This is a genomic window from Kitasatospora sp. NPDC052896, from assembly GCF_044547075.1.
GTDB lineage: Bacteria > Actinomycetota > Actinomycetes > Streptomycetales > Streptomycetaceae > Kitasatospora.
In genome coordinates, this window is sequence record NZ_JBITZU010000023.1 from 14,093 (window position 1) to 39,695 (window position 25,603).

General features: G+C 74.5%; 18 protein-coding genes. 7 read left to right on the forward strand and 11 right to left on the reverse strand.

From position 1 onward, the window contains the following. Positions 1-60 precede the first annotated feature (60 nt). On the forward strand, positions 61-1,629 hold the full coding sequence (locus ACIGXM_RS30050) for an APC family permease (protein WP_396566357.1): 1,569 nt from the start codon (positions 61-63) through the stop codon (positions 1,627-1,629). A gap of 32 nt (positions 1,630-1,661) precedes the next feature. On the opposite strand, the gene ACIGXM_RS30055 is transcribed toward ACIGXM_RS30050, so the two are convergent. From ACIGXM_RS30055 to ACIGXM_RS30065, 3 genes are all read right to left on the reverse strand, one after another. Beyond that, positions 1,662-3,860: a nitrate- and nitrite sensing domain-containing protein gene (locus ACIGXM_RS30055; RefSeq protein WP_396566359.1), complete on the reverse strand. Its 2,199-nt coding sequence runs from the start codon at positions 3,858-3,860 to the stop codon at positions 1,662-1,664. A gap of 331 nt (positions 3,861-4,191) precedes the next feature. Further along, positions 4,192-4,797 (reverse strand): hypothetical protein, encoded by a 606-nt coding sequence (locus ACIGXM_RS30060; RefSeq protein ID WP_396566361.1) that lies wholly within the window; start codon positions 4,795-4,797, stop codon positions 4,192-4,194. Positions 4,798-4,965: 168 nt separating this feature from the next. Next, positions 4,966-6,111: a helix-turn-helix domain-containing protein gene (locus tag ACIGXM_RS30065; RefSeq protein ID WP_396566363.1), complete on the reverse strand. Its 1,146-nt coding sequence runs from the start codon at positions 6,109-6,111 to the stop codon at positions 4,966-4,968. Between ACIGXM_RS30065 and ACIGXM_RS30070 the strand changes: the two genes are divergently transcribed. From ACIGXM_RS30070 to ACIGXM_RS30080, 3 genes are all read left to right on the forward strand, one after another. Next, on the forward strand, positions 6,110-6,823 hold the full coding sequence (locus ACIGXM_RS30070; RefSeq protein WP_396566365.1) for a hypothetical protein: 714 nt from the start codon (positions 6,110-6,112) through the stop codon (positions 6,821-6,823). The two genes, ACIGXM_RS30065 and ACIGXM_RS30070, sit on opposite strands and share 2 nt — an antisense overlap. A 236-nt stretch (positions 6,824-7,059) precedes the next feature. Beyond that, positions 7,060-8,103, forward strand: a complete 1,044-nt coding sequence (locus ACIGXM_RS30075) for a PhlD (RefSeq protein WP_396566505.1) — start codon at positions 7,060-7,062, stop codon at positions 8,101-8,103. A gap of 97 nt (positions 8,104-8,200) precedes the next feature. Further along, on the forward strand, positions 8,201-8,623 hold the full coding sequence (locus ACIGXM_RS30080) for a hypothetical protein (protein ID WP_396566367.1): 423 nt from the start codon (positions 8,201-8,203) through the stop codon (positions 8,621-8,623). A gap of 30 nt (positions 8,624-8,653) precedes the next feature. On the opposite strand, the gene ACIGXM_RS30085 is transcribed toward ACIGXM_RS30080, so the two are convergent. Continuing rightward, the gene (locus tag ACIGXM_RS30085) at positions 8,654-11,455 is read right to left on the reverse strand and encodes a BTAD domain-containing putative transcriptional regulator (RefSeq protein WP_396566369.1); all 2,802 of its coding nucleotides are present in this window, start codon (positions 11,453-11,455) and stop codon (positions 8,654-8,656) included. A 222-nt stretch (positions 11,456-11,677) separates the two neighbouring features. Here ACIGXM_RS30085 and ACIGXM_RS30090 point away from each other — a divergent pair, with 222 nt between their 5' ends. Beyond that, positions 11,678-14,356: a BTAD domain-containing putative transcriptional regulator gene (locus tag ACIGXM_RS30090; protein ID WP_396566371.1), complete on the forward strand. Its 2,679-nt coding sequence runs from the start codon at positions 11,678-11,680 to the stop codon at positions 14,354-14,356. Between the two features lie 36 nt (positions 14,357-14,392). Here the strand turns inward: ACIGXM_RS30090 and ACIGXM_RS30095 are convergent, their stop codons facing one another. The 4 genes from ACIGXM_RS30095 to ACIGXM_RS30110 form a co-directional block, all read right to left on the reverse strand. Further along, positions 14,393-15,025 carry a GPP34 family phosphoprotein gene (locus ACIGXM_RS30095; protein WP_396566373.1) on the reverse strand — a complete coding sequence of 211 codons (633 nt, stop codon included), beginning with the start codon at positions 15,023-15,025 and terminating at the stop codon, positions 14,393-14,395. 25 nt (positions 15,026-15,050) lie between these two features. Then, entirely contained in the window at positions 15,051-15,299 is a 249-nt protein-coding gene (locus ACIGXM_RS30100) for a hypothetical protein (RefSeq protein ID WP_396566375.1), read from the reverse strand. 11 nt (positions 15,300-15,310) lie between these two features. After that, on the reverse strand, positions 15,311-16,309 hold the full coding sequence (locus ACIGXM_RS30105; protein ID WP_396566377.1) for an SPFH domain-containing protein: 999 nt from the start codon (positions 16,307-16,309) through the stop codon (positions 15,311-15,313). Positions 16,310-16,452: 143 nt separating this feature from the next. Beyond that, entirely contained in the window at positions 16,453-17,217 is a 765-nt protein-coding gene (locus ACIGXM_RS30110) for a class I SAM-dependent methyltransferase (protein ID WP_396566379.1), read from the reverse strand. A gap of 178 nt (positions 17,218-17,395) precedes the next feature. Between ACIGXM_RS30110 and ACIGXM_RS30115 the strand changes: the two genes are divergently transcribed. Together ACIGXM_RS30115 and ACIGXM_RS30120 are read left to right on the forward strand one after the other, a co-directional pair. Next, positions 17,396-19,363 carry a hypothetical protein gene (locus ACIGXM_RS30115; protein ID WP_396566381.1) on the forward strand — a complete coding sequence of 656 codons (1,968 nt, stop codon included), beginning with the start codon at positions 17,396-17,398 and terminating at the stop codon, positions 19,361-19,363. 422 nt (positions 19,364-19,785) lie between these two features. Beyond that, positions 19,786-21,045 carry a peptidase S8 gene (locus ACIGXM_RS30120; protein ID WP_396566383.1) on the forward strand — a complete coding sequence of 420 codons (1,260 nt, stop codon included), beginning with the start codon at positions 19,786-19,788 and terminating at the stop codon, positions 21,043-21,045. 212 nt (positions 21,046-21,257) lie between these two features. Here the strand turns inward: ACIGXM_RS30120 and ACIGXM_RS30125 are convergent, their stop codons facing one another. The 3 genes from ACIGXM_RS30125 to ACIGXM_RS30135 all read right to left on the reverse strand — a co-directional run bounded on the left by ACIGXM_RS30125 (position 21,258) and on the right by ACIGXM_RS30135 (position 25,478). Next, on the reverse strand, positions 21,258-22,526 hold the full coding sequence (locus ACIGXM_RS30125; protein WP_396566385.1) for a lytic transglycosylase domain-containing protein: 1,269 nt from the start codon (positions 22,524-22,526) through the stop codon (positions 21,258-21,260). A gap of 737 nt (positions 22,527-23,263) precedes the next feature. Then, on the reverse strand, positions 23,264-24,106 hold the full coding sequence (lgt, locus tag ACIGXM_RS30130) for a prolipoprotein diacylglyceryl transferase (RefSeq protein WP_396566387.1): 843 nt from the start codon (positions 24,104-24,106) through the stop codon (positions 23,264-23,266). Between the two features lie 61 nt (positions 24,107-24,167). Then, entirely contained in the window at positions 24,168-25,478 is a 1,311-nt protein-coding gene (locus ACIGXM_RS30135; protein WP_396566389.1) for a SulP family inorganic anion transporter, read from the reverse strand. Between the last annotated feature and the right edge of the window lie 125 nt (positions 25,479-25,603).

A 25,603-nucleotide genomic window follows, 5' to 3' on the forward strand; every position in this document is an offset into this window, starting at 1 on the left:
CCCGGCGACCGCGTGGGACGATGGAGCGGTCCTGTCCCCGGGTTGGGAAGAGGTCGGGCAGTGTCCATCTCCGCCGGCAGCCCAGCACCCCCGGACGCACCGCCCGCCGCCGGATCCGGGGCGGGCGAGAAGGGGCTCAAGGGCGGCGCGCTCGGCCTGGTCTCCTCGGTCGCGATCGGGATCGCCTCCACCGCCCCGGCCTACAGCCTGGCCGCGACGCTGGGGGTGATCGTGCTCGGGGTCGGCCTGCAGGCCCCGATCATCACCGTCCTGGCCTTCGTCCCGATGCTGCTGATCGCCTACGCCTACAAGGAACTCAACGCGGCCGACCCGGACTGCGGCACCACCTTCACCTGGGCGGCCCGGGCCTTCGGCCCGCGGACCGGTTGGATGGGCGGCTGGGGCATCGTGGTCGCCGACGTCATCGTGATGGCCAACCTGGCCCAGATCGCCGGGATCTACGGGTTCCGGCTGATCGGCCTGGACTCCCTGGCCGGCAACCAGCTGTGGACCACCGTGGCCGGTGTGCTGTGGATCATCGTGATGACGGTGATCTGCTACGTCGGCATCGAGATCTCCGCCGCGCTGCAACGCCGGCTGCTCGCCGTCGAGGTCGCGATGCTGGTGCTGCTCTCGGTCACCGCGCTGGTCCGCACGTACGGCAGGAACCCGCCGGCGACCGCGATCCACATCAGCGCGTCCTGGTTCAACCCCTTCGCGGTGGCCTCGTCCAGCGCGCTGACCTCCGGCATCCTGGCGGCGGTCTTCATCTACTGGGGCTGGGACACCGCGGTGTCGGTCAACGAGGAGACCGCCGACAGCGCGCGCACCCCGGGCCGGGCCGCGGTCATCTCCACCGTGCTGCTGTTGCTGATCTACGGTCTGGTGGCCACCTCGGCGCAGGCCTTCGCCGGCATCGGCCACCAGGGCATCGGCCTGGCCAACACCGCCAACTCGGGGGACGTGCTCTCCGGGCTCGGCCGCGCGGTGTTCGGCGGCAGCGGCCCGGGTTGGCTGCTGACCAAGCTGCTGATCCTGATGGTGCTGACCTCCTCGGCCGCCTCGACCCAGACCACCATCCTGCCGACCGCCCGGACCACCCTGTCGATGGCCGCCCACCGGGCCATCCCGGGGCAGTTCGCCAGGGTGCACCACCGTTTCCGCACCCCGACCTGGTCCACCCTCGGGATGGGCCTGGTCTCGATCGCGTTCTACGTGCTGCTCACCGTGATCAGCGACAACGTGCTCACCGACTCGATCGCCTCGGTCGGCCTGGGAATCGCCTTCTACTACGGCCTGACCGGCTTCGCCTGTGCCTGGTACTACCGCCGGGTGCTGACCCGCGGCGTGCGGGACTTCGTGTTCAAGGGTCTGTTTCCGGCGCTCGGTGGGCTGCTGTTGCTCTACTTCTTCTGCTACGCCGCCTTCGACGTCTACGCCCAGCCCGGCTACGGCGCCACCTCGATCGCCCTGCCGCTGATCGGGCGCACCGGCGGGGTGTCGGTGATCGGCATCGCCTCACTGCTGGTCGGGGTGGTGCTGATGCTCGTCCAGTGGGCCGTACAGGGCTCCTGGTTCCGGCACCCGGACGTCCCGGTCAGCGTCGCGGACCCCGCCGACGCGCCCTGAGTCGAACCCCCGGGGAACCGGCCGCCACCGGTTCAGGCCCGGCCGGGTGCGGAGGACGGCAGCGGCGTCGGCCGGGTGCGGGGCGGCCCGGCGAGGACGCGGGGGTCGGTCGCCCCCAGCGTGGCCGTGGCCGGCACCGGGGTGCCGCCGGGGACGGGGGAGAGGTCGGCGGGGAGGATCACCAGCGCCGTGGTGCCCCCGTGGTCGCCCGCGCGCAGCTGGATCCGGATGCCGTGGCGCTGCGAGAGGCGGCCGACCACGAAGAGGCCCATGCGGCGGGAGACCGAGACGTCCACGGTGGGCGGGTTGGCCAGGCGCTCGTTGATCTCCGTGAGGTCGTCGGGGTTGAGGCCGATGCCGGTGTCGTGGATCTCGACCAGCACCCGGCCGTCCGGCAGGGCGTGGCCGGTGAGCCGGACCCGGGTCTGCGGGTCGGAGAACGAGGTGGCGTTCTCCAGCAGCTCGGCGAGCAGGTGGACGAGGTCGTTGACGACCCGGCCGGCCACCTCGGTCGGCGGGATGGTGGTGAGTTCGATGCGCTCGTACTGTTCGACCTCGGAGGCGGCGGCGCGCAGCACGTCGACCAGCGGTGCCGGCCGGGTCCACTGCCGGCCCGGGTCCTCGCCCGCGAGGACCAGCAGGTTCTCACCGTTGCGGCGCATCCGGGTGGCGAGGTGGTCGAGCTTGAAGAGGCTGGCCAGCTGGTCGGGGTCGGCCTCGCGGCCCTCCAGTTCGGAGATCAGCGAGAGCTGACGCTTGATCAGCCCCTGGCTGCGGCGCGAGAGGTTGGTGAACATCGCGTTGATGTTGCCGCGGAGCAGGGCCTGCTCGGCGGCCAGTCGGACCGCCTCGCGGTGCACCTGGTCGAAGGCGTGGGCGACTTGGCCGATCTCGTCGGTGGAGTCGATGCCGATCGGCGCCACCGGGCTGTCCACGGACTGCGGCGCGGCCTGCGACAACGCCTCGACCACGTCCGGCAGTCGGCGTTCCACCACGTCCTCGGCGGCGCGCTGGAGGCGGGCCAGGCCGCGCACCATCGAGCGGGCCAGCAGGGTGGCACCACCCACCGCGACCAGCAGGACCAGCGAGACCAGTAGGGCGTTGAGCAGCGCGGTGCGGTTGGTGAGCGAACGCAGGTTGGCCGCCTGGGTGTTCATGTCGGCGAGGAGCTGCTGCTCGCCCTGGTGCATCGCCTGGATCCGCGGGCTGGCCAGTGCGTACCAGGTGGCGGCGGACATCGTGGTGGGAGCGGTGGCCGGGCCGTTGGTCCCGCCGAGGAACTGCCGGGTCTGCTGGTCGAGGTCGGCCGAGGAGGGGCTGGCCGGCGTGGCCGCGCCCGGGGTGGCGCTCGGGGCGGCGGAGTCGGTCGCCAGCGGGTCGAGCACGGCCTTGGCCGCCGCCGCGCCGTAGGACGCCCGGAAGGCCTTCAGCAACGCCTGGCGGTCCTGGTCGGCCTGCGCGGCGTACGCCTGGTCGTCCGGGCTGAGCTGGTGCGACGGGCCGGCCAGCGCGGCGGCGATCACCGCGCGGACCACCGACGCGTCGTCCTGCGCCTGCGCGAACTGCTGCAGGGCGTGCGCGGCCCGGATCATCCGGGTGTTGCCGGTGGCCAGCGCCAGGTCCTGGCTCAGGTTGATGGTGCTCTGGACGAGCGTGTCGTAGCCGGCCACGGTCCGCTGTATCGAGCTTCGGCCGGTGGTGGTCGGGGTGAAGGCCTGCTGGCGGATCGTGCCCAACTGGTCGAGGTCGGCCTGGACGGCCTGCACGCCGATGTCACCGCCCGGCAGCGTGCCGGGCCGTACCGCGGTGATGGCCGAGGCGAACGCGGTGCGCTGCTGGTCGGTGGTGTCGCGGGCGGCCTCGACGGCGGGGTCGGTGCGGCCGGGCTGCGCGGGCAGCACGCCGGCCGAGAGGTCCCGCTCCTCCTCGAGCGCGTCGGCCAGCGAGGTGGCGGCGGCGGCCAGCCGGTTGGTGGCGCTGACCGCGCTGAGCGCCTCGCCGCGTTGCAGCGAGCTCTGCACGCGTAAGCCGCCCAGCACGGTGGCCGCCAGCACGGGTAGTGCGAGCAGCGCGGTCAGCCGGGTCCGGATCCGCCAGTTGCGCGGGGCGTAGGCGCGGGCCGGCCGGGTGGCGGGCGGGGTCTCCTGGTCCGGTGCGGTGGCGCCTTTGGCGCGATGTTCCCCGGTGTTCCGCGTGTTGGCTGCCTGGCGCTTCTCGAATGACCCGTGCACGTTTCTCTAACCCTTGGGAGCCATGTCCCGTGCCGACGCGACGGGACGGACGAATGGGTGGACGGCGGGGGAGGGGCGGTGGGGGAACGCCGAAGCGGTGGATTGGGGGCCTGGTGACCCCTGAGCTCACCCGCACAGGGGTGCGGGTGGCATGGGCATGATGCTATAGCAGCGGATCCACGCTGGGTGACCGAATGACGACGGTTGGCGAGAACTGGCCGCCATGGCGGCTGGGATCAGAGAGACCGGTGGGCCCATGAGGCACACCGTAAGGCCCGCCCGGTCGGCCACCGGGGGGTATTTGCGGAACCCATACGGAACGGGCGGAGGCTCAGTCCCGCCGGGCCGCTCCCGGGCCCGTGCCGTCCTCGCCGCGCAGCGACTGCCGCAGCTCCCGGGGGCTCACCCCGCCGTAGAAGTGCATCAGCACCACCCGGTTGTCCAGACCACTCACCGGCGCCGCCGCGCCGATCCGCAGCGAGCCGTAGCCGTGCTGCGCGTGCACCAGCGGTCGGACGGCACCGTCGAAGAGCCGGGCGCGGGTCTGCCGCGGCGGCTGGGGGACCCGCTGTTCCGTCCAACGCGCCAGCTGGAGCAGCTCCGGGTGATCGGGGTGGCGGCGCAACATGGCGTCCAGGTGCGGGAGCACCGGCCGCTGCCAGGCCCGGGTGTGGTCGGGGAGCTGGTCGCGGCCCTCCCAGACCATCCACTTGAAGGTGTTGGTCGGGATGACCTGGCCCGGGAAGAGGTCGGCGAAGGCCTGGTTGTGGGCGATCAGGTCCCACCAGGCCGTGGTCGCGTAGGCGATCGGCCCGACCAGGACCTTCCCCGGGGCGTGCTCGGTGGTGTAGGCGCTGATGCTGCGCACGAACTCCGCCCAGGTGGACTCGGCGGATACGGACGGTGCGCCGGCGGCCGGCTGCTCCGGAGGTTTCATGAGCACGATTGTGCCTATCTCGCGGTGGCGGCAGGAGGTGGGGGGTGGGGGAATGCGCGGTTGCGGGGGGCGGGGGAATGCGGGGTCGCGGGGGGTGGGGGAATGCGGGGCTGTGAGGAGTGGGGAATGCGGGGTTGCGGGGAGGTGGGGGAATACGGTGTCGCGGGCTCAGAGATGGTGCGTGCAGTGACCGAAGCGACGACGCAGCTCATCAGGTGTCAGACCCTGGTAGAAGTGCATCATGATCAACCGGCTGCCCAGACCGCCCATCGGCGCGGCCGCCCCGATGACGAGCGAGCCGTAGCCGTAGCGGTGGTGCAGCACCGGGCGGACGTCGCCGTCCGGATGCTGGTAGGAGCTCGGGGCGGCCGGGCACTCGATGGTCCGCTCCACCCAGTCGGCCAGCTCCCGCAGTTCGCGCCGGTCGGGGTGCAGCCGCAACAGCGCGTCGAGTTGGGGCAGCGCCCGGGAGAGCCAGTAGGTGGAGTGCTCGGGGAGCTGGTCGCGGCCCTCCCAGGCCATCCAGCGGAAGATGTTGGTCGGGATGTCGCCCTCGCCGAACATGTCGGCGAAGGCCTGGTTGTACGCGTCGACGTCCCACCACATGTTGGAGGCGTAGGCGAGCGGGCCGACCACGACCTGACCCGGCGCGTGCTCCCGCACCTGGTGGCCGATGGCGGGGACGACGAACCGCCAGTAGGCGCAGAGCTCGCTGGCGGACTCCGGGTCCTGGGCGGTGACCGGCGGGCGCTTGAGCGCGTGCAGGTACAGGTCGATCCGCTCGGGCTCGCGCAGTCGCAGGATCCGGGCGAGGTGGTCGAGCTGCTCCTCGGTGGGCGTCGCCTTGCCGCCCTCGATCCGTTGGTAGTGCCGCGGATCGAGGCTCATCAACTGCGCGACCTGGGCCTGGGTGAGGCCCGGTGCCGAGCGGCCGCGACCTCCGGTGCGTGCCGCCATGCCGAGCTCCTGTGGCTTGACCCGGGCTCGGTGGCGCTTGAGGAAGTCGCCCAACCGCTCGGGTTGGTGGGCCGGTTGCCGAGTGGTGCGGCCCGCGGGTGGTGTGATCATGTCCGGTCCCGGCGCCCGCCGGATCCTCCCCGGTCGAACGCTTCCCCTCCTGGTGAGCTGATTTAGGTGTACGGGATTTGCGTACAAAAACGTGTCGGCTAGAAGACCTTCCCTGTACGGCTGATCGCTGGCCAGAATCGTGGCCTCGGCGAGCGGATATTCCCGCCACTGTCCAATGGACAGTCCACTCGGCTCCGTCGTCGCCGTCCCGCCGTCACCGTCACGCCGCGATCGGGGGTGCGCCATGCAGCAGTCTGTCCCGACGGCGCCCGCGCCGACCCGCCGCACGGTCTTCGGAGTACTGCGCACGCTGCGGGAGTTGGGCGACGGACCGCACTACCTGCGGCGGATCGCCGAGGAGGCGCAGATCCCGGTCGCGACGGCCCATCACATCCTGGCGGACGCCGCCGACTTCGGCATGGCGGTACGGGTGGCTCCCGACCACTACTCCTCCCCGGGTTCGTCGTCGCCGCGCCCGTTGGGCACGGGTGCGCTGCCGGCTGATCCGGCTGCCAGCTCGCCGGCCACACACAGCGCGCTCGTCACACTACAGTGCGAATGCAATGGCATGGCCCTGTTGTACGCCTCTCTTCTGCCGGCCGAGGCCGCGGCGGTGTGCCTGGACCGCACGTTGGGGCCCTACGAGCGCGAGATCCACTGCGCCCCGGCCGAGCGGCGCGCGCTGTTGTGGCGGACCTCGCTGGAGGCCGGTGCGGTCGGCCGGGTGATCGGTGGTCAGCCGGCCGCCGGCCAGCACGGTTACGACCACGGGCCGGCCCCGATCGCCGGGTTCGACCTGGTGGCCGCGCCGGTCTGGAACGGCGAGAGCTGCGCGGGTGCGGTCGCCGTGCTGCTGCCCAGCTACCGGCTGTCCGCCACCGCGCTGCGCGAGGACATCGCCACGGCCGTGACGGAGACCGCGGCCGGACTGAGCCGCGCCGTCAGCGGTAGGGGATGATCCCGGCCCCATTCCCGGCGCACCGTGCGGACATTACGCTTCCATGACCCGTGGTGGCCGGTCGGTTTGCTCTCAGCGGAAACGGAATGGCGAGGTCGAATTCAGTGCCGGCCTGACCTGTGATCTGATGCAGTGGCCGCCGATTCCCTCGCGCCGGGTGTGCCACGAGTCGTAGCGGCGCTGGTGGGGAGTCGGTGCCGACCACCCGCGTCCGAGAGGATTGGTCCGCCTTGCCCGTGTATGTGAACCGGCCCGCCGTGGTTCTACCGCCGCACCGGATACCCCTGCGGCAGATCATCGACGACATCATGATCCGTCATGCCGATCTGCCGAGGATCGCCGTGATTCCCCGGGTCCTCGGCCAGTTGCCGGCCCACCGGCACTACAGCCAGCCCTTCGAGGTCGTCACGGGCGAGCGCGAGCCGGCCGAGCGCATCCACACGGCCTTCGACGACATCACCGAGATGGGCCTGCGGGCAGCCCGGGCCACCATCGCCGAGGCCGGTCTGCGTGCCGGCGACATCGACTGCGTGGTCACCGTGCACGGGACCGGTGAGGCGGTGCCCGGTCTGGACGTGTTCCTGCACAACGCGCTCGGTCTGCGCCCGGAGGCCGCCTGCAGGCCGGCCAGCCAGCTCGGCTGCGCGGGCGGTGCCCACGCGCTGGCGGTCGCCGCCGAGTTCCTGTCCGCCCACCCCGGCGCCACCGTGCTGGTCGTGCTCGCCGAGTCGCTCAGCTCGCTCTACCACCACACCGACGTCAGCATCGAGCAGATGATCTACAAGGCGCTGTGGGGCGACAGCGCGGTGGCCTGCCTGGTCACCGACCGGCCGCTGGGCCCGGGGCTGCGCATCGAGGCTTTCTGGGAGTACCTGCTGCCGCACAGCGCCGAGCGCTACCGCAAGCGGGTGGACCGGTACGGCGTGCACTTCGACTCGGAGAAGAGCGCGCTGCGGGCCGTCCCCGACGTGCTGCCCGCGTTGCGGGAGCGGATCCAAGGCGAGGGCTGGGAGCTGGACTTCATCGTCTCGCACACCGGTGGCCCGCGGATCCTCGAGGAACTGGCCGGTGGGCTGGAGCTCGAGCCCGACCTGCTCAGGCACTCCTGGGACTGCCTGAACGAGCAGGGCAACCTCGGCGGGCCGTCCGTCCTCGCGGTCCTGGAGCGCACCCACCGCACGCCCCCGGCCCACGGTGACCGGGGCATGCTGCTCGGCTTCGGCCCCGGCTTCCGCTGCACGGCCGCCCGGGCCACCTGGTGGGTTCCCGAACAGGCGTGAACCCGGGCCGGGGTCGGCCACGTGAACGAAGTGGTGGGTCCCCGGCAGGGTGGGGCCCACCATCCGGCGTGGTGCCGGAAATGGACGGGGAGCAGCGGTGGCGGTGGAGTCGGCCCGGCCGGTGACGCGGCGTGACGCGGACGAGTTCGCGCGGCAGGAGTTGTGGACGCGCCGGCGGATCGCCAGGTGGCTGGCCGTGTCCCCGCCCTCCGGCGAGTCGGCCGGCCGGCCGGCCGACTCGCCCGGTGGGCTGGCCGTCCCGGCGGCGGAGGCGTCGGCGGTGATCGCCGCGGCCCGCCGGCTCGCCCTGCGCGGATTGCCCGAGAAGTGGGTGCCGCCACCACCGCCCCGCGAGCTGTTGCTGGTGGCGGAGGTCCTGGTGGTGGACGAGCACCCGTCGGCGCCGGACTGGACGGCGGCCGAGCGCGGGCAGGCGGTGCGCTGGGTGGCGGTACTGGTCGGGCGGTTCGGCGAGGACGGGGTGCAGAGCCTGGTGCGGGTCCTGGCCGCCGAAGCCTGACGGGCCCTCGCCGTCGAGCTGACGGAGCGGTCAGGGCGCGCCGGGACCGACCGCCTCCAGGCCGGCGATCCGGCTGGTCAGGTCACCCGACAGCTCCTGGTAGCCGCGCAGTTCGTACAGCGCGACGGCGGAGCGCAGGTGCTCGGCGGCGTCCTCGGACCGGCCCAGCGACTCCAGGAAGTCGGCGAACTGCTGCTCGGCGAGCGCCTGCAGGTGCAGGAATCCGGCCTCGCGGCAGCGGGCCAGCGCCTGCTGCCACAACTCCTCGGCCTCCGCCGGCCGCTGGAGCCCGCGCAGGGCACGGGCCTCGATCAGCATCGCCCAGAGCCGGGGGGCGGCGAACGGGTGCTCGGCCAGCAGTCGCCGAACCTCCCGGGCATGCCGCCGCGCCGGCCCCGGCTCGTCGGCCAACTCCCGTACCGAGGCGGCGAACGCGAGCACGGCGGCGAGCTGCCCGGGCCGCCCGTCCGGCACTTCGGCCCGGAGCAGCGCGACGGCCCGCTCGACCAGTGGCACCGCGCTCGACGGATCGCCGCCGGCCGCGACCGCGAGGCCGAGCGTGGCCAGCGCGAGGCAGTGCGGATAGCCGTCCGCCGGGTCGGAGCCGGCCACCGCCCGGCGGGCCGGCGCCAGCGCGTCCTGCGGGCGCGCCACGCCGACCAGGGCGTTGGCCGAGGAGGCCGCCAGCAAGGCGACGGCCCTCCGGGAGTCGAGTCGGGTGGCCGCGGCGAGCCCGGAGCGCAGGCAGCCCAGCCAGTCGGTGAGCCGGCCGGCGCCGTAGTACAGCCCGCTGCACAGCTCGGCCAGTCGCCAGGCGCGCTCCGGCTCGGCGTGCTCGGCGGTTGCCACCAGAGCCCGGATGGTCGGCTCCTCGCTGCGGAACCAGGCGAGCGCCGATCGCACGTCGGCCGGCTCGGGCACCGCCGCGGGCGGGTGGGCCCGGCGCTCCTCGGGCCGGCGGTCCGGCTCCAGCAGGTCGGCGCAGCGGCGGGCCGCCGTCAGGTAGTAGTCCAGCAGCCGGGCGGCGGAGCGCCGGCGGACCTGCTCGTCGTGCTCCGCGTACAGCTCCCGACCGTGAAGCCGGACCAGGTCGTGCCGTCCGTAGCGGCCCGGGGCGCTCTCGGTGAGGAGGTGGTACGCGGCCAGGTCGCCGAGCGCGTGCCGGGCGGTGCGCAGGTCGCTGCCGAGCAGTGCGGCGGCCGCGTAGGCGTCCACCTCGTGGCCCGGGTGGGCGGCCAACAGAATGCCCAACTCGGCGCCCTTGGTGCTGAGATGACGATGCGTCAGGATGAGCATGCTGCGTACGCTGAGTGCGCCCCGGGTGTCCAGGGCGGTCAACCTGGTGTGCTCGTCGGCGAGTTCGGTGACCAGGTCGGCAACGGTCCAACCCGGTCGGGAGGCCAGCCGGGCCGCCGCGATCCGCAGGGCCAGCGGGAGGTGGTCGCAGAGCGCGATCAGCCGGTGGGCGGCCGGGAGGTCGGCGCGGACCCGGGTCGGGGTGAGCATCCGCTCCAGCAGCCCGAGCGCGTCCTCGACCGGCAGCGCCTCCAGCCGCAGCAGTGCCGCGCCCTCGGTGACCACCAGGTCCTCCAGCGAGTTGCGGCTGGTCACCACGGTCGCGCAGTCGGGCCCGGCGGGGAGCAACGCGGTGACGTCGGCGGCGCTGCGGGCGTTGTCCAGCACCACCAACAGCCGCCGGTGCTCGGTCTCCGCCCGGTAGCGCCTGGCCCGGGCGGCCGGATCGGCCGGGATGGTGTGCTCCGCCAGGCCCAGGGCGCGCAGGAAGCGACCGAGCACCTCGGCGGGCTCGGCCGGCCCGGCCGGGTCGAAGCCGCGCAGATCGACGAAGAGCTGTCCGTCGGGGAAGTCGGCGGCGACCTGGTGCGCCCAACGGACCACGGTGGCGGTCTTGCCGCTGCCGGCCGGACCGACCACCACGGCCAGCCCGTCGCCGAGCCGGTCGGCGCCGCACTCCTGGTCCAGCCACCGCGACTCCCGGTAGCGGCCTACGAACCCGGCGTGCCGCCGCGGGAGTTGGCGCGCGGTAGCCGGGGTGGCCGAGCCGGTGGGGCTGGCGGAGGGCTCGGCGGCCGCCGGTGCCGCGGACCCGCCGTCGGACAGTACCGCCGCCACCGCCTCCCGCAGCGCGGGCCCGGGCGTCACCCCGAGCTCGTCCGCCAGCCGCTCCCGCGCCCGCCGGTACACCGCCAGCGCGTCCGAGCCCCGTCCGACCTGGTGCAGGCAGCGGATCAGCAGTGCGACGGTGGGCTCGTGCAGCCCGTCGGCGCGGACGTTCTGTTCCAGCGCCGGGATCGCCTCGTCCGCGCCACGCAGCCGCAAGCGGCGCTCCGCCCAGGAGTTGACCGCCCGGACCCGCGACTCCTCCAACCGCTCGGCGAGCGCCCGGCGCAACTCGGTGTCGGGCAGGTCGGCCAGCGCGCCGCCGCGCCAGAGACCGAGCGCCCGCTGGTGGAGGGCGGCGGCCGTGGCGTCGTCGCTGGTCTCCGCCTCGGTGGTGAGCTGGCCGAAGAGCCGGGTGTCCACGGCGTCCTGCGGACCGTTGAGCAGATAACCGGGCGCCCGGGTGAGCAGCTCGAAACGGCTGCCGCCGAGCACCTTGCGGAGCGCCGCCACATGCACCTGGAGGGCCGCCCGGGCCTGCGCGGGGGGCTCGTCGCCCCAGAGCAGCTCGAAGAAACGTTCCACCGGCACGGGCCGGCCGAGGTGCAGCGCGAGCAGGGCGAGGACCGCCCGTCGCTGGGCACCGGCCAGCGCGGCGAGGCTGCCGTCCGGGGTCCTCAGCTCCACCGGGCCGAGCAGCCGTATCCGCATGTCCTCCCCACCTCTCGGGTCCTTCGGGCCGCTTCCCTGGTCGCACGGGTGGCCGGACCCCTCGGCCACCGGCGGACCGGCCGGCGGCGAACCAGTCTAACCGGGCCGAATCGGGCGCTTCGGCGGCCTCGAAGGCGCCGCGAGGTGCCCTCGCTCGGTTCGGGGTCGCGGGCCGACGTATCCTCTGGCTCTCACCGCCCGAGCTTCGCGAAGGGGACATGGATGCGGATACAGCTGCTCGGTCCGGTGAGTCTGCGGCACGACGACGGCACCCCCGTCGCGCTGTCGGCGCCCAAACGCCGGGCCCTGCTGGCCGCGCTGGCTCTGGAACTGGGCAGTGTCGTCCCCACCGCCCGGCTGCTCGACACGGTCTGGGAGGGCAGTCCGCCGCCGACCGCCCGGGCCGCGCTGCAGGGCCACGTCGCCGGGCTGCGCAGGCTGCTGGCCGGCGGTGTGACCCTGGCCACCCGCGACCCCGGTTACGTGCTGCTCGGCGAGCCCGAGCAGGTGGACGCGGTGCGCTTCGAGCAGCTCCACGCGCAGGCCCGGACGGCCGGGGACGAGCGGGCCGCCGCGCTGCTGGCCGAGGCGCTGCGGCTCTGGCGCGGCCCGGCGCTGGCCGACTGCGGCTCGACCACGCTGCGCGAGGCGGTCGGCCCGCGGCTGGCCGAGGCCCGGCTGGCCGCGCTGGAGCAGCTGGCCGAGCGGTTGCTGCGACTGGGCCGTGCGGCGGAGGTGGTGCCCTCACTCACCGAGGCGGTCGAAAGCCATCCCGGGCACGAGCCGCTGGTTGCCCAGCTGCTGCTCTGCCTCGACCAGCTGGGCCGGCGGGACGACGCGCTCACCGTCTACCGGCGAGCCCGCGAGCGACTGCGCGCCGAGCCGGGCCCGCGGCTGCTGGCCGCGCACCGGCGTCTCTGGCCGGCCGGCACCGAGCCCCGGGAGGTTTCCCAACTGCCGCGCGCCGGGCGGCGGTTCGTCGGGCGGACCAGAGAGCTGGCCGAGCTGGACCGCGTCGTCGAGGGCTGCCGCCCGGCGCCGGTGCTGGTCAGCGGCCCGGCCGGGGTGGGCAAGACCAGCCTGGTGCTGCGGTGGGCACACGGTGTCGCGGACCGGTTCCCGGACGGCCGGCTCTACGTCGACCTGCGCGGCTTCGACGAGACCGACCCGCTGGACCCGGCCGAGGTGCTGATGGGCCTGCTGTGTGAGCTGGGCGTCGCGGACCGGGCCGTCCCCGAGGGCCTGGACGAGCGGGCCCGGCTCTACCGCGCGCTGCTCGCGGACCGGCGGGTGCTGGTGGTGCTGGACAACGCCCGGACGTACGAGCAGCTCGCCCCGCTGCTCCCGGACGGGCCGCGGAGCGCCACCGTGGTGACCAGCCGCAGCCGGCTCGGCGACCTGGTGGTGCGCGAGGACGCCGTGCCGCTGACGCTGTCCGTGCTGAGCCGGCCCGAGGCGCTGGACCTGCTGGCCAAGGTGGTCGGCCCGGCCCGGCTGGCCGCCGAACCGCGGGCCGCCGAGCAGATCGTGGAGCTGTGCGACCGCCTGCCGTTGGCCCTGCGGGTGGCGGCGGCCCGGCTCGCGGCGCGGCCCGGCTGGGCGCTGGCGGACCTGGCGGCCGAGATCTCCGACGAGCAGGCCCGGTTGGCCACCCTCTCCACCGGGGGCTCGCTGGGGGTGGCCGCGGCGCTCAGCCTCACCTGCCGGGCGCTGCCGGAGCCGGCCGTCCGGCTGTTCACCCTGCTCGGCCTCTACCCGGGCAGGGAGGTGGACCCGTACACCGGCGCGGCGCTTGCGGGTGTCCCGCTGGTCGAGGCCCGCGCGCTGCTCGGTCGGCTGGACGAGGCCCACATGGTCCAGGAGACCGCGCCGGGGCTCTTCGCCCGGCACGACCTGGTGCGCCTCTACGCCGCCCAGCTGGTCGCCGAACTGACCTGCGCCGAACGGGAGTCGGCGATGGACCGGCTGATCGACCACTACCTCGCGGCGACCGCGCTGGCCTGTGTCGGCCTGGAGACCCGGACCCGGCTCCACACCCCGCCCCGCCCGCCGGCCGGCGGGACACCTCCGTTGGCCGGGGCCGGCCCGGCGATCGGCTGGTTCCGCCGCGAGGAGAGCACGCTGCGCCGGCTGGTGGAGCGCGCAGAGCAGTGCGGGCGGACCGAGCAGGCCTGGCAACTGGCCCACCAGGTATGCGTGTTGTACTACAACGAGGGCCGGATGAAGCGGGAGTGGGAGTTCACCGCGCGGTGCGGCCTGCGGGCCGCCGAGGCCTGTGGGGATCCCGGCGACCAGGCCCGGCTGCACGCCGACGTGGCGCTGGCGCTGATGGAGCAGGGCCGCCACCAGGACGCCGGCGGGCACCTCGGCCGGGCCGTCGCGCTGGCCGAGTCGGCGGACGACCCGGCGCTGCGCCACCACTGTCGCACCCGGTACGCCAACTGCCTGGTCGGAGCCGGGGAGCCGGTGTCGGCGCTGCCGATGCTCCGTCAGATCCTGGACGAGGCGGTCGAGTCGGCGAACCGGCGGCGGACTGCCCAGGCGCACAACAACCTGGCGAACGCGCTGGTCCTGGCGGGCAGTCCGGACCTCGCGCTGGACCACGCGCGGGAGGCCGTCCGGCTGCTCAGCGCCAGCACCGCCGACCCGATCCTGGTGCTCGCCACCCAGACCGAGGCGGAGGCGCTGCACGCGCTCGGCCGAGCCCAGGCCGCGCTGGCGGCCGGCCGCCGGGCCATGGCACTCGGGCACGCCCAGGGCAACCTGCGGATCGAGGCCTACTGCCGGGAGTTCATCGGCGCCGTGCTGCAGAGCCTGGGGCGGATCGGCGAGGCGGTGGAAGAGCGGCGGCTGGCAGGCGAGTTGGCAGATCGTCAGCACGTCGTCGAGCCGGCCGGCTGAACCGACGGGCCGGGTCGGACGACTGCCTGCAGCAGGTCAGAAGGACGCCACCGCGTCCCGGGCCCGGATCGCTCGGCGCAGCGCGAGCGGCAGCGGGCCGCAGCGGGCGGCCAGTTCGGCGAGCCGTCGGCGGTGGGCGCGCCGCACCCGGTAGTCGACCACGATCCGCAGCTGGCCGGCGTCGGCGAGGGCGACCAGGGCGGCGTCGGCCGGCGTGACCCGGCCGAGCGGGCCGCGCAGCGCGCCGGAGACGGCGGTCAACAGCGCCTTGCGGGGCCGCGGGTCGCGGCAGGTGATCCGCCGGGCGGGGAAGAGGCCGAGCACCCGGTGCTCCGCCACCCGGATCCGGCCGTCCGCCGCCAGCTGCTCGCGCACCGCACGGGCGGTGTGCCGGCGGCTCGTCATCCAGGCCCTCCAGGGTCGCAACCGGGCGTCGCGGATCCGCTGGAGCGCCTCGGCGAGCAGCGGATCGAGGTCGGCGGGGGCCGGGCCGGTCGCGACGGCGCGGCCGCGCTCGTCGCGCAGCAGGCCGCGCTGGAACAGCTCGGTGAGGACGGCGGCGCCCAGCAGGAGGTCGAGGTTGTGCCGGCCGGTGAGGCGCTCGCGCTCGGGGTTGAGGGCCAACAGGAAGAGCTTCGAGGGAAGGGTGTCGGTGTCGGGCAGGTCCACGGCGGGCTCCTCGCGGCTCGACGGGTTACGGCTGGGGTGGGGCTGCGGCCTCGGCGGCCCCGGCCTCGGCGGGGTCGGCTTCCTTGGGGGGCCGCCCGCGCCGGGGGAGCCGGGCCACGCCCCCCGGCATCCGCCCGCCGTCGGCCAGGGCTCTGCGGAGCAGGAACTCGATCTGCGCGTTGGTGCTGCGCAACTCGTCCGCCGCCCAGCGGGCGAGCGCGTCGTGGACGGCGGGGTCCAGGCGCAGCAGGATCTTCTTCCGCTCCGTCGCCACCGGGTCGTCTCCTACTGGTAGAGGGAGCCGGTGTTGACGACCGGCTGGGTGCCCCGGTCGCCGCAGAGCACCACCAGGAGGTTGCTGACCATGGCGGCCTTGCGCTCCTCGTCCAGCTCCACCACGTCCCGCTCGGCGAGGCGGTCCAGGGCGAGTTCCACCATGCCGACCGCGCCCTCCACGATCATCCGCCGGGCGGCGACCACGGCACCGGCCTGCTGACGCTGCAGCATGACCTGGGCGACCTCGGGCGCGTAGGCGAGCCGGGTGATCCGGGACTCGATCACCCGCACACCCGCCGAGGCGACCCGGCTGGCGATCTCGGCGGAGAGCTCGCGGGTGATCTCGTCGGCGCTGTCGCGCAGCGAGAGCTGGCCCTCCTGGTGCGCGTCGTACGGGTAGCTGTTGGCGATGTGGCGCACCGCCGTCTCGGTCTGGATGCCGACGAACGCGACGAAGTCGTCCACCTCGAAGACCGCCTTCGCGGTGTCCTCGACCTGCCAGACCACCACCGCGGCCATCTGGATCGGGTTGCCGTCGGCGTCGTTGACCTTGGTGGTCTCGGTCTCGTGGTTGCGGATCCTGGTGGAGATCCGGCGGCGACTGGTGAACGGGTTGACCCAGCTCAGGCCGGACTGGCGGATCGTCCCGCGGTAGCGGCCGAGCAGCTGGACCACCCGGGCCTGGCCGGGGGCGACCGCGGTCAGGCCGGCGGCCAGCAGCGCCCCGGTGAGGACGGCCAGTGGGCCGACCACCACCAGGGTGATGCCGAGCGCGGTCGAGCGGCCGGCATCCTCGACCAGGCCCCAGACCAGCAGACCGGCGCCGGCCAGCAGGACGAGCAGGGTGAGGGCGAGCATCGGCAGGCCGGGGGCGCCGGTCAGGGGCCGCTCGGTGACCTTGGCGTCGGGCATCCGCAGGTCGAGGCCGTCGGGCGTGCCGGCGGTCAGCGTGCCGAGGGGGGAGGCGCTGCGCTCGGGCGCGCCGTCGTTGCTGTGCTGAGCGGCCATCGGGCCGGCTCCTCTCATCCGGTGTTCGCAGGCACGAACCTAGCATAGTGATATCACTTTTTCGGGCGTCGAAACCCTTGGCCGTCCAGCTGAGGAGGGCCGGGCCGGTCGAAGAGGGCCGGGCAGGCTGAGGAGTGCCGGGTTCAGTGCCAGCCGGCGGCGGACCGGCGGGGCCGGTGTCGGCGGGCGGCGGCCGCGTTGGTGCAGATCACGCCGAACAGCCGGGCGCCGTCGAGGGAGGAGGCGCAGACCAGCGTGGCGGCCCTGGTCGGGTCGCCGGTCCAGGAGGCGAAGGCCGGGTCGGTGCCGAGGTCGTCGACCAGCATGACCCCGCCCGGCGGCAGCACGCGGGCGACCTGGTCCAGCTCGAACGCGGCGGTGGGGGCGGCGGGCCGGGTGTGGTGCACGAACACGCCCACCGTGCCCAGCTCCCGGACCAGCCCGGCCAGCTGCCGCCGGCTCGACCCCTGGACGCGGGTCCAGCGTTCCCGGTGTCGCTCCGGCACGGCTGCGGGTCGCTGCGGGCCCGGTGGCTCGACGCTCCACAGCCGGCCGTGGCCGTTGTGCTCCAGCGCCTCCAGTGCGAGGCGGCTGACCGCCCCGCCGGCCGCCCCGCTCTCCAGGACCACCTCGGGGTGGCGGTGCAGCACCGCGCACCGGACGGCCCGGGCCGGCGCCCAGTCGCCGTCGCTCCCGTCCGTGGTGGTCCACGGGCAGGGCCAGGGTGCGCCGAGCAGGTGGTGCAGCCCGGCCTCCCACTCCTCGTCCGCCCGGTAGGTCATCGGCCGCTCGCGCCATCGGCCCAGCTCCGCCGGCAGCGACAGCACCGCCTCCACCGGGTCTGCGGCGAACGTCCGTGCGATCCGCCACATCCGGTGCCGCGCACGTCCGGGCGCACCGTGGGCCATACCGTCAGGATAGGCGCGCTCCGTCACCCCATCGCCGCGTCCGGGCCGCGCCCGCCACCGCCAACCGGCGGACACGCCCTGTAGTGGTGCGGATCCGCAGCGCGAGCACCTGGCGGCGTTACCCTCCCTTTGCCAACGGGGAAGTGACGTCAGGTCAGGGGCAAGGAAAGGGGGACCGGTGACGCAGGACACCACGGTCGCCGAGGACGGTGTGGTCGGTCGGCTGTGGGCGGTGCGCATCGCCGCCTACGGGCATCCCAGTTCCGGCGTGCTGCAGGTGGTCTGCGCGGACACCCGCTGCCGGACCGCCCACCGGCGCTTCACCGAGCCGGCGAAGGCGCGCGAGGCCGCGCTGGAGCACCTGGCCGCGCACGCCCGCCGGGCCGGGGCCCTGCCGCCCCTGCTCTACTGTCGCTGCCGCTCGGAGGACCACGCCTGGCACGCGGGGCGGATCCGCTGCACGGGCGGGGGCGTTCGAGTGCTCTCGGTGGACGCGACCCGGACCTCCTGGCGGATGGTCGAGACCTGCCGGGCCTGCGCGGGGCTGATGCCGCGGGCCAAGCTGCTCACCGGCGCCGTCGGTCGGCCCGCCGGACCTCCGGTGCCGGGCGTGGTGAGTGCCGGGGATGTCGGAAGTCCGGCGGCTCCGGCGGATCAGGCCGCGAACCTGCCCCGGCAGTCCGCCGCGCGCGCCGCCACCACCGCGCTGTTCTCGGCGGCCGCCACCGCGCCGGTGTTCGCGGAGGCACCTGCTTCGTGGTCAGGGCCGGTGCAGCGGGGACCCGCTCGCGAGCCCGCCGTCCGTCAGCCCCTCCGTGAGCCCGTCCGGCAGCCGGCCTGGCGGGGTGCGGGTCACCGTCGGGCCGTGCAGCGGGCGCTGAGCTGCGAGCTGTGCGAGGCGCAGGGCGTCCACAACCCGCCGCCCGTCGCGGCCGGCGCCGTCCCGCGGCCGGCTCCCGAACCGCCCACCGCGCAGTCGTCATCCGCCGAACCGGCGCCGGTGGTCAAGGCGTTGCTCACCGCCCGGCAGGGGTGCACCGCCCGGATGATCCTGGCGCACGCCGCGACATTCCAACTGCCCACCACGGACGTCCGGTTGCTGGCCACCCTGGTCGCGGTGCGGGCCGCCCGGGAGGGGCGCGCCAACCTGGTCGCGGCCGACCTCGCGGGGTTGCGACTGGCCGAACCGCAGCAGGCGCTCGACCTGCTGGCGGCGCTCGGCTGGCGGTTCACCGCCTCGCCGCTCACCAGTGACCCGTCCAGGCCCGCCGTGGTCGAGGTGCCCGGGCTGGGACCGGACGGACCGCTGGAGGTCAGCGCCAAGGCCCGGGCCAGGATCGGCGGTTGGTTCGCCCGGACGATCGCCGCCCGGCCGCTGCGGAAGGCCGACAGCGCGACCCGGCTCGCCGCGCTGTACCTGGCGGCCCACGCGAACCCCGACGGGGGTCCCGGCGCGCTGCCCCAACTCCCCTCCGGCGTCGGCGTCGACCACCTGCGGGAGCTGCTCGACACGGGCTGGCTGGCCGCTCTCGACCGGGACGGCTACCAACTCGCCGAGGCGCTGGGGCCGTTCGTCCCGGCCGACGCGACCCAGCCGGCGCCCGGCCGGCCCGACGGCGTGCTCAGCCTCAGCGAGCGCCAGGCCGCGGCCTGCGATCTGCTCGACACCAGCCCGGTGCGGTTCGCCCGTTGGCTCGCGGAGTACTGGGACGCGCACGGTCACGGCCCCGGTCGCAGTGTCTTCATCGCCGCCAACTGGCCCACCGCGCCCGAGGAGGCCGGCCAGTACGCGCTGGACCGGCTCGGCCACACCGCCTGGGTCGCCGGTGCCCGCGAGCCCTACGCGCTGCGGCCCGGGGACGCCTACCGGACTCCGGAGCAGTGGCAGGCCCAGCAGGCCCAGCAGGTCCAAGACGGGCAGCGGGGTCAGCGGGTGCAGCAGCAAGGTGCCGGTGGTCGGCGGCCCGAGCGGGGTCGGTCCGCCGTGCGACGGCCGCCACTGCCGCCCGAAGTCGCCGCCCGCAACGAGGAGTTGCGGCGCCGGGTGCGCAGTGGGGAGATCAGCCCGAAGCGGGCCAAGAAGGAGCGGGAGAAGGACAACGCCCGGCGCCGCGCGCAGTCCGGTGACGGGGCGGAGGCTAGCTGAGGGACCGCCGCCGTGGGGGTGTCGTTGCGGTCGAGGTGTGTTGACTGAGTGTCAGCTGAGCGAACGCCGTGGCGGACCTGAAAGGGTCCGCCTTTCGGCCTGGCTGCCGGTTCCGCCCGGAAATGTGCGGATTGACGCAAGTTAGCGCGAGTTAGCGCAGGTTGGCGCGGGTTGGCGCCGGGTCGGCGGGAAGTCGGACGAGCTGTGGGCTGAGCGGGTCCATGGCGGGGATTCTGTGATTTTCCTGAGAAAGCCATTGCTTGGCATGTCCGGCTAAACCTACCGTCGTGTTTGCCGCTGCGACCCGTGCGGCCCGGCGGTTCGAACCACCGCCGGTGCTCGCGAGCGGCCCGGCCCGACGGTGCCCCACGCCGAACGGCCAACCCCCACAGATCGGTTCACTGATTCAGAGGAGCACGAGCTTGCGTACCTCTCCCCACCCCGCGGCCCGGCGTGCCACGCTGGCCCTCACCGCCGCGGCGGGTCTCGCTCTCTCGGCCTTCGGCGCGGTCGCGCCGGCTCAGGCCGCGACGGCGCAGAACGCGCACCACAAGGTGACCTACACCCGTTCCTGCGCGGAGCCGAAGGCCGGATACATGGCCTGTAACGCACTCCGGGTCACCGGCGGCGAAGCCGTCAAGACCCACCTGGCCAGGGCCAACTCGGCGCACGCCGTGGCGGACACGGTCTCCGGCTACGGCCCGTCCGACATCCAGAGCGCCTACAACCTGGCCTCGGCGGCCGCCTCCAACGGCGCCGGCGAGACCGTGGCGATCGTCGACGCCCAGGACGACCCCAACGCCGAGTCGGACCTGGCCACCTACCGCAGCCAGTTCGGGCTGCCCGCGTGCACCTCGGCCAACGGCTGCTTCAGCAAGGTCGACGAGAACGGTGGCACCAACTACCCGTCGCCCGACTCGGGTTGGGCCGGCGAGATCTCCCTCGACCTGGACATGGTCAGCGCCACCTGCCCGAACTGCAACATCCTGCTGGTCGAGGCCAACTCCGCCAGCACCGATGACCTGGGCACCGCGGTGAACCAGGCGGTCTCGATGGGCGCCAAGTTCGTCTCCAACAGCTACGGCGGCTCGGAGTCGTCGGACGAGACCTCGGCCGACTCGTACTACAACCACCCGGGCGTCGCCATCACCGCCTCGGCGGGCGACAGCGGCTACGGCGTCGAGTACCCGGCCGCCTCGCCGTACGTCACCGCGGTCGGCGGCACCTCGCTGACCCAGGACTCCAGCGCCCGTGGCTGGAGCGAGTCGGTCTGGAACACCAGCAGCACCGAGGGCACCGGCTCCGGCTGCTCCGCCTACGAGCCCAAGCCGACCTGGCAGACCGACAGCGGCTGCTCCAACCGGACCGTCGCGGACGTCGCCGCGGTCGCCGACCCGGCCACCGGCGTCGCCGTCTACGACACCTACGGCGCTTCCGGCTGGAACGTCTACGGTGGCACCAGCGCGGCCTCGCCGATCATCGCCAGCGTCTACGCGCTGGCCGGCACCCCGAGCGCGAACGTCCCGGCGGCGGACGCGTACGCCAACCCGTCCGCGCTGTACAACGTGACCACCGGCTCCAACGGTGACTGCGGCGGCTCGTACCTCTGCACCGCCGGCCCGGGCTACAACGGCCCGACCGGCCTGGGCACCCCCAACGGCACGGCGGCCTTCACCGGCTGACCCCGCCACCCCGGGCCGGCCACCGGCCGGCCCACCCCGCCCCAAGCGGCCCGGCCCGCGGAGCGCCCGAGCGCCCCGCGGGCCGCGGCGTTCGGCGGCGGGGGCTGCTGCTCCCACGCCCTTCGTGCCTCCCGCCGCTCCCGCTGGAAACGCCGAGCGCCCGGGCCATCCCCTCAAGGGGACGGCCCGGGCGCTCGGTTGAGCCGGCCGCCTCAGGAACAGGCGGTGGGCGACGGCTTCGCCGACGGGTCTCCGCTCGGCGAGGGGCTGGCGCTCGGCTTGCCGCTCTCCGACGGGCTCGGCGAGGCCGAAGCGGAAGCCGAGGGCGAAGGGGACGCCGACGCCGAAGCACTCGGCGACGGTGAGGGGCTCGGCGAGCCGCTCGGGGACGGGCCGGCCGTCGCCGAAGCGCTCGGGGACGGGCAGCTGGTCGGGCCCGTCGTCGGGGACGGCGAGGGGCTCGGCTTGCCGCTGGCCGACGGGCTCGGCGAGGGCGACGGCGAGGCCGGGGCCGACGCCGTCGGGGTGGGCACCGTGACGGTGCCCGTGGCGCTGACCGTCGGCTGCGGCGTCGGGCTACCCGTCGGTGCCGGGGTGCCACTCGGGGTCGGCGCCGGGGAGGTGCTCGACGCCACCGGTCCTGGCACGGCCGGGCCGCCACCAGGCGTGCCCGTCGCGTACGGTCCGCCCGGGTTGGGCAGGGCCGGCAGGTCCGGGGTGGTCAGCACACCGGTGCTGAAGTAGCGGATCCAGCTCTCGACCGTGTTCATGTAGTCGGTCGAGTCGTTGTAGCTGAGGATCGCGCGGTCCAGCTGCGACTTCTGGGACAGGTCCCGGCCGTCGGCGCAGAGGTAGCGGCCGGCGGTGAGCGCCGCGTCGAAGATGTTGTTCGGGTCCGCCTTGCCGTCCCCGTTGCCGTCCGTGCCCCAAACCGCCCAGGTGGAGGGGATGAACTGCATCGGGCCGACCGCCCGGTCCCAGGCCGCGCCACCGTCGAAGATCCCGTTGTTGCTGGCCGGGATGGCGGCGGTGCCGTCGGTGCCGTTCAGCAGCGGGCCGAGGATCGGCGTGAAGGTGGTGCCGTTCTGGTCCACCCGACCGCCGTCGGCCTGGTCGGACTCGACCTGGCCGATCCCGGCGAGCATCGCCCACTGCAGGTGGCAGCCGGGCTCGGTCTGCGAGAGCGTCTGCTCCGCCTTGTAGTAAGCGGCGTAGACGGTGGCGGGCAGGACCGCCCCGCCCACGTCCACGGTCGGCTGGGTGCCGGGCAGCTGGGTGCCGCCGGGGGTGCCCGGCGCGCTGGTGGGCGGCTGCGGCAGGGTGCCACCGGGGCGTCCGCCGTCCGCCGGGAAGGTGCCGGCCACCGGAGCGGAGGCCCCGGGCAGGCCGGCGGACCCGGTTGCCGCCGCCGCGGCGGTGGGGGTGATGCTCAGCAGGGGATTGCCCGAGGCCGAGAGCACGGCCAGGGCGGCTACTGTCACCGCCGTCCCCCGGAATGTTCGTCCGTCAATTCGCCACGCCATGCGTGTATGCCCTCCCGATGATCGGTCCGTCTGATGACCGGCTCGACACTATGTCATCACGACACGACAACGGGAGGTGTGGTCCCCACCCCTCTGACGGCCGGTGAGGCCGGTTGGTTCCAGGGGATGCTGGGTGTCTGTTATGTACTGAATTCGCTGGTGCGCGCGGTCCGCTCCGGAGCGTTCCGAGAGGGCAACTCCGCTGGCCCCTCGGGCAGTTCGATCAGCCCGTCCGGCCGTCGAAGTCTGCACCGTGGTGTTCTGTCTTCGACTGAATCGTCCCAAAGGCGGCCAATTTACCCGAAGCTTGCCTGCCGCCTCCGCGGACCGTTCAACGCACGGGCCACGCCCGGCCCACGGGTCGACGAAGCCTCGGTGAAGGGATCACCACACGAGCGCGCCGGGGGCCGGGCGGCGGCGCTCCACGGCACGGCGGCGCCGGGGCGTCCCGGCGACGACGTCGGGCGGGCCGCCCCCGGATAGCGGCCCCCGAACACAGCAGCGGGGCGGCCCCCCGGGGGGGGGGGGGGGGGGGGGGGGGGGGGGGGGGGGGGGGGGGGGGCCCGGGCCCGCCCGGGGGGGGGGGGGGGGGCCCGGCGCGGAGGGGGGGCGGCCCGCCCCCGGATCGCGCCCCCCCAACCCCCCCCCCCCGCCCCCCGGGGGGGGGGGCGCGCCGCGCTGGGGAGCGGGCGGGGTTACTGCGCGACCGGGGCCGCGTTGTGGCCGAGCGAGGGCTCCGGGACGGGCCGCTTCCGGGTGGCGACCAGGTAGGCCATCGCGCCGAGGAAGACGATCAGCGACGTCCAGTCGTTCAGCCGCAGCCCCAGGATGTGGTTGGCGTGGTCGTCGCGCAGCGCCTCGATCCAGCCGCGGCCGACCGTGTAGGCCGCGACGTACAGCGCGAACAACCGGCCCGAGTGGAGGGTGAACCGGCGGTCGGCCCAGAGCAGCAGGAAGACCACGCCGAGGTCCCAGAGCGACTCGTAGAGGAAGGTCGGCTGGTAGGTGGCGATGTCGGGGGTGTTCGGCGGCCGGTGCGCGGGGTCGATCAGCAGGCCCCACGGGAGGCGGGTCGGGTCGCCGTACAGCTCCTGGTTGAAGTAGTTGCCCCAGCGCCCGATCGCCTGCGCGAGGATCAGGCCCGGCGCGAGCGCGTCGGCGTAGGCGGCCAGCTTGATGCCCCGCCTGCGGCAGCCGATCCAGGCGCCCACCGCGCCCAGCGCGACCGCGCCCCAGATGCCGAGCCCGCCGTCCCAGATGTAGAGCGCCCTGATCGGCTGCTCGCCGGCCTTGAAGTAGAGCTCCGGGTCGGTGATCACGTGGTAGAGCCGGCCGCCCGCGATGCCGAAGGGGACCGCCCAGACCGCGATGTCCGAGATGTCGTCCGGATTGCCACCCAGCACGGACCAGCGCTTGCGGGTCAGCCAGACCGCGGCGGCGATCCCGGCGATGATGCAGAGCGCGTACGCGCGGATGGGTACCGGCCCCAGGTGCCAGACCCCCTGGGAGGGACTGGGAATATAAGCCAGTTGGAGCATATGGGCCGGATCCCTTTGTGGCCGGGCGGGGCGGTGGGTTCGCCTCGCGGAGTTCCCAAGATTACCCCGCTCGCTGGGAGACGCCGGAGCCGGCCGGGGTGGCCCGGTACCGGCGCGGTGCGTGGCGGCGCAGCACGCGGACGGCCTCCGGGGCGGTGGAGAGCAGGAACCCGAGCAGCAGTGACTCGGGCAGCGGCAGCTCGGTGGTGGTCAGGAAGGTCACCACCAGCAGTCCGACCTCCCGCCGCCCGGCGCGGCAGGCGGCCCGGACGTCGCCGGCGCGGTGGGCGATCAGCTTGACCCCGATGACGATCAGCAGGCCGCCGATCACCGGGAGCGGGATCAGGCCGGCCAGCCGGCCGGCGGTGCAGAGCACCAGGGCCAGCGCCGCGCCGGAGGCCACCCCCGCCCACCGGGTGCGGGCCCCGGCGGCCGCGGAGACGGCGGTCCGGGAGAGCGAGCCGCCGGCGGGCAGCGCGTGGCAGAAGGCGCCGACCAGGTTGGCGGCGGCCTGGGCGAGCGTGTCGGCCGCCGTGCCGGTCCGGCGGGGATCGGCGGTGGGGCCGATCCCCGCGGCCTGGGCCAGCGCGACCATCGCCACCGAGCAGCCGCCCGCCAGCAGCCGCGGCAGTGCGTGCCAGGCGGGCAAGGACAGCGCGGGCAGCCCGCCGGGGATCGTCCCGAGCGAGGCGGTCACCGGCACCGGAACGCCCGCCACCCGGGTCGCCACGGTCGCTGTCAGCAGGGCGATCAGCACCGCCAGCGCCCGGGACCGCCGCCAGCCGTGCGCCAGCGCCCAGGCCAGCACGGTGGCCGCCGCGACCGCCGTGGCGCCCGCCGACCAGCCGGCCGGGTGCGCCGCCCAGGCCAGCACCCGGAGCAGCCGGTTGTGCCGGTGCGGCTGGTAGCCGGTCGCCTCGTCCAGGGCGCTCGCGACGATCTGCACGGCGATGCCGATCGAGAAGCCGGTCATCGCGCCCGCCGAGACCATCCGCAGCAGCGCGCCCATCCGCAGCAGCGCGAAGGCGGCCATCGCCAGCGCGACGGTCAGGGTCAGCGCGGCGACGTCCGCCGGGTTCGCGGGGTCCAGCCGGGCGTTCTGCAGCGCGGTCCGCGAGGTCAGCGCGATGGCGCTGGTCAGCGTGGTGATCATGAGCGGGGTGCGGCAGAGCAGTGAGCCGGTGATCGCCGGCAGGACCCCGGTGTAGAGGCCGGAGGCTGGGGAGAAGCCGGCGATCGCCGCGTACGCCATGCCCTCCGGCACGCTGAAGAGCGCGGTGATCAGCCCGGCCGCGCTGTCGGCCAGCGCTCCGGCGGCCGGTGCGCCGGCAGTCGTCGACCCGCGCCGGGGGAACCGTCTCCACTGGCCCACGCTGCCCTCCGGACGCGGTCGACCGGCGCGGACCGCTGCCGAGCCAGGCTCGTCCGGTGGGTGGTCCGCGGCCGGGAGGCGGCGCCGCCGGGTCGACCGTTCGCGTGGACCGCGGCCGCCCGACG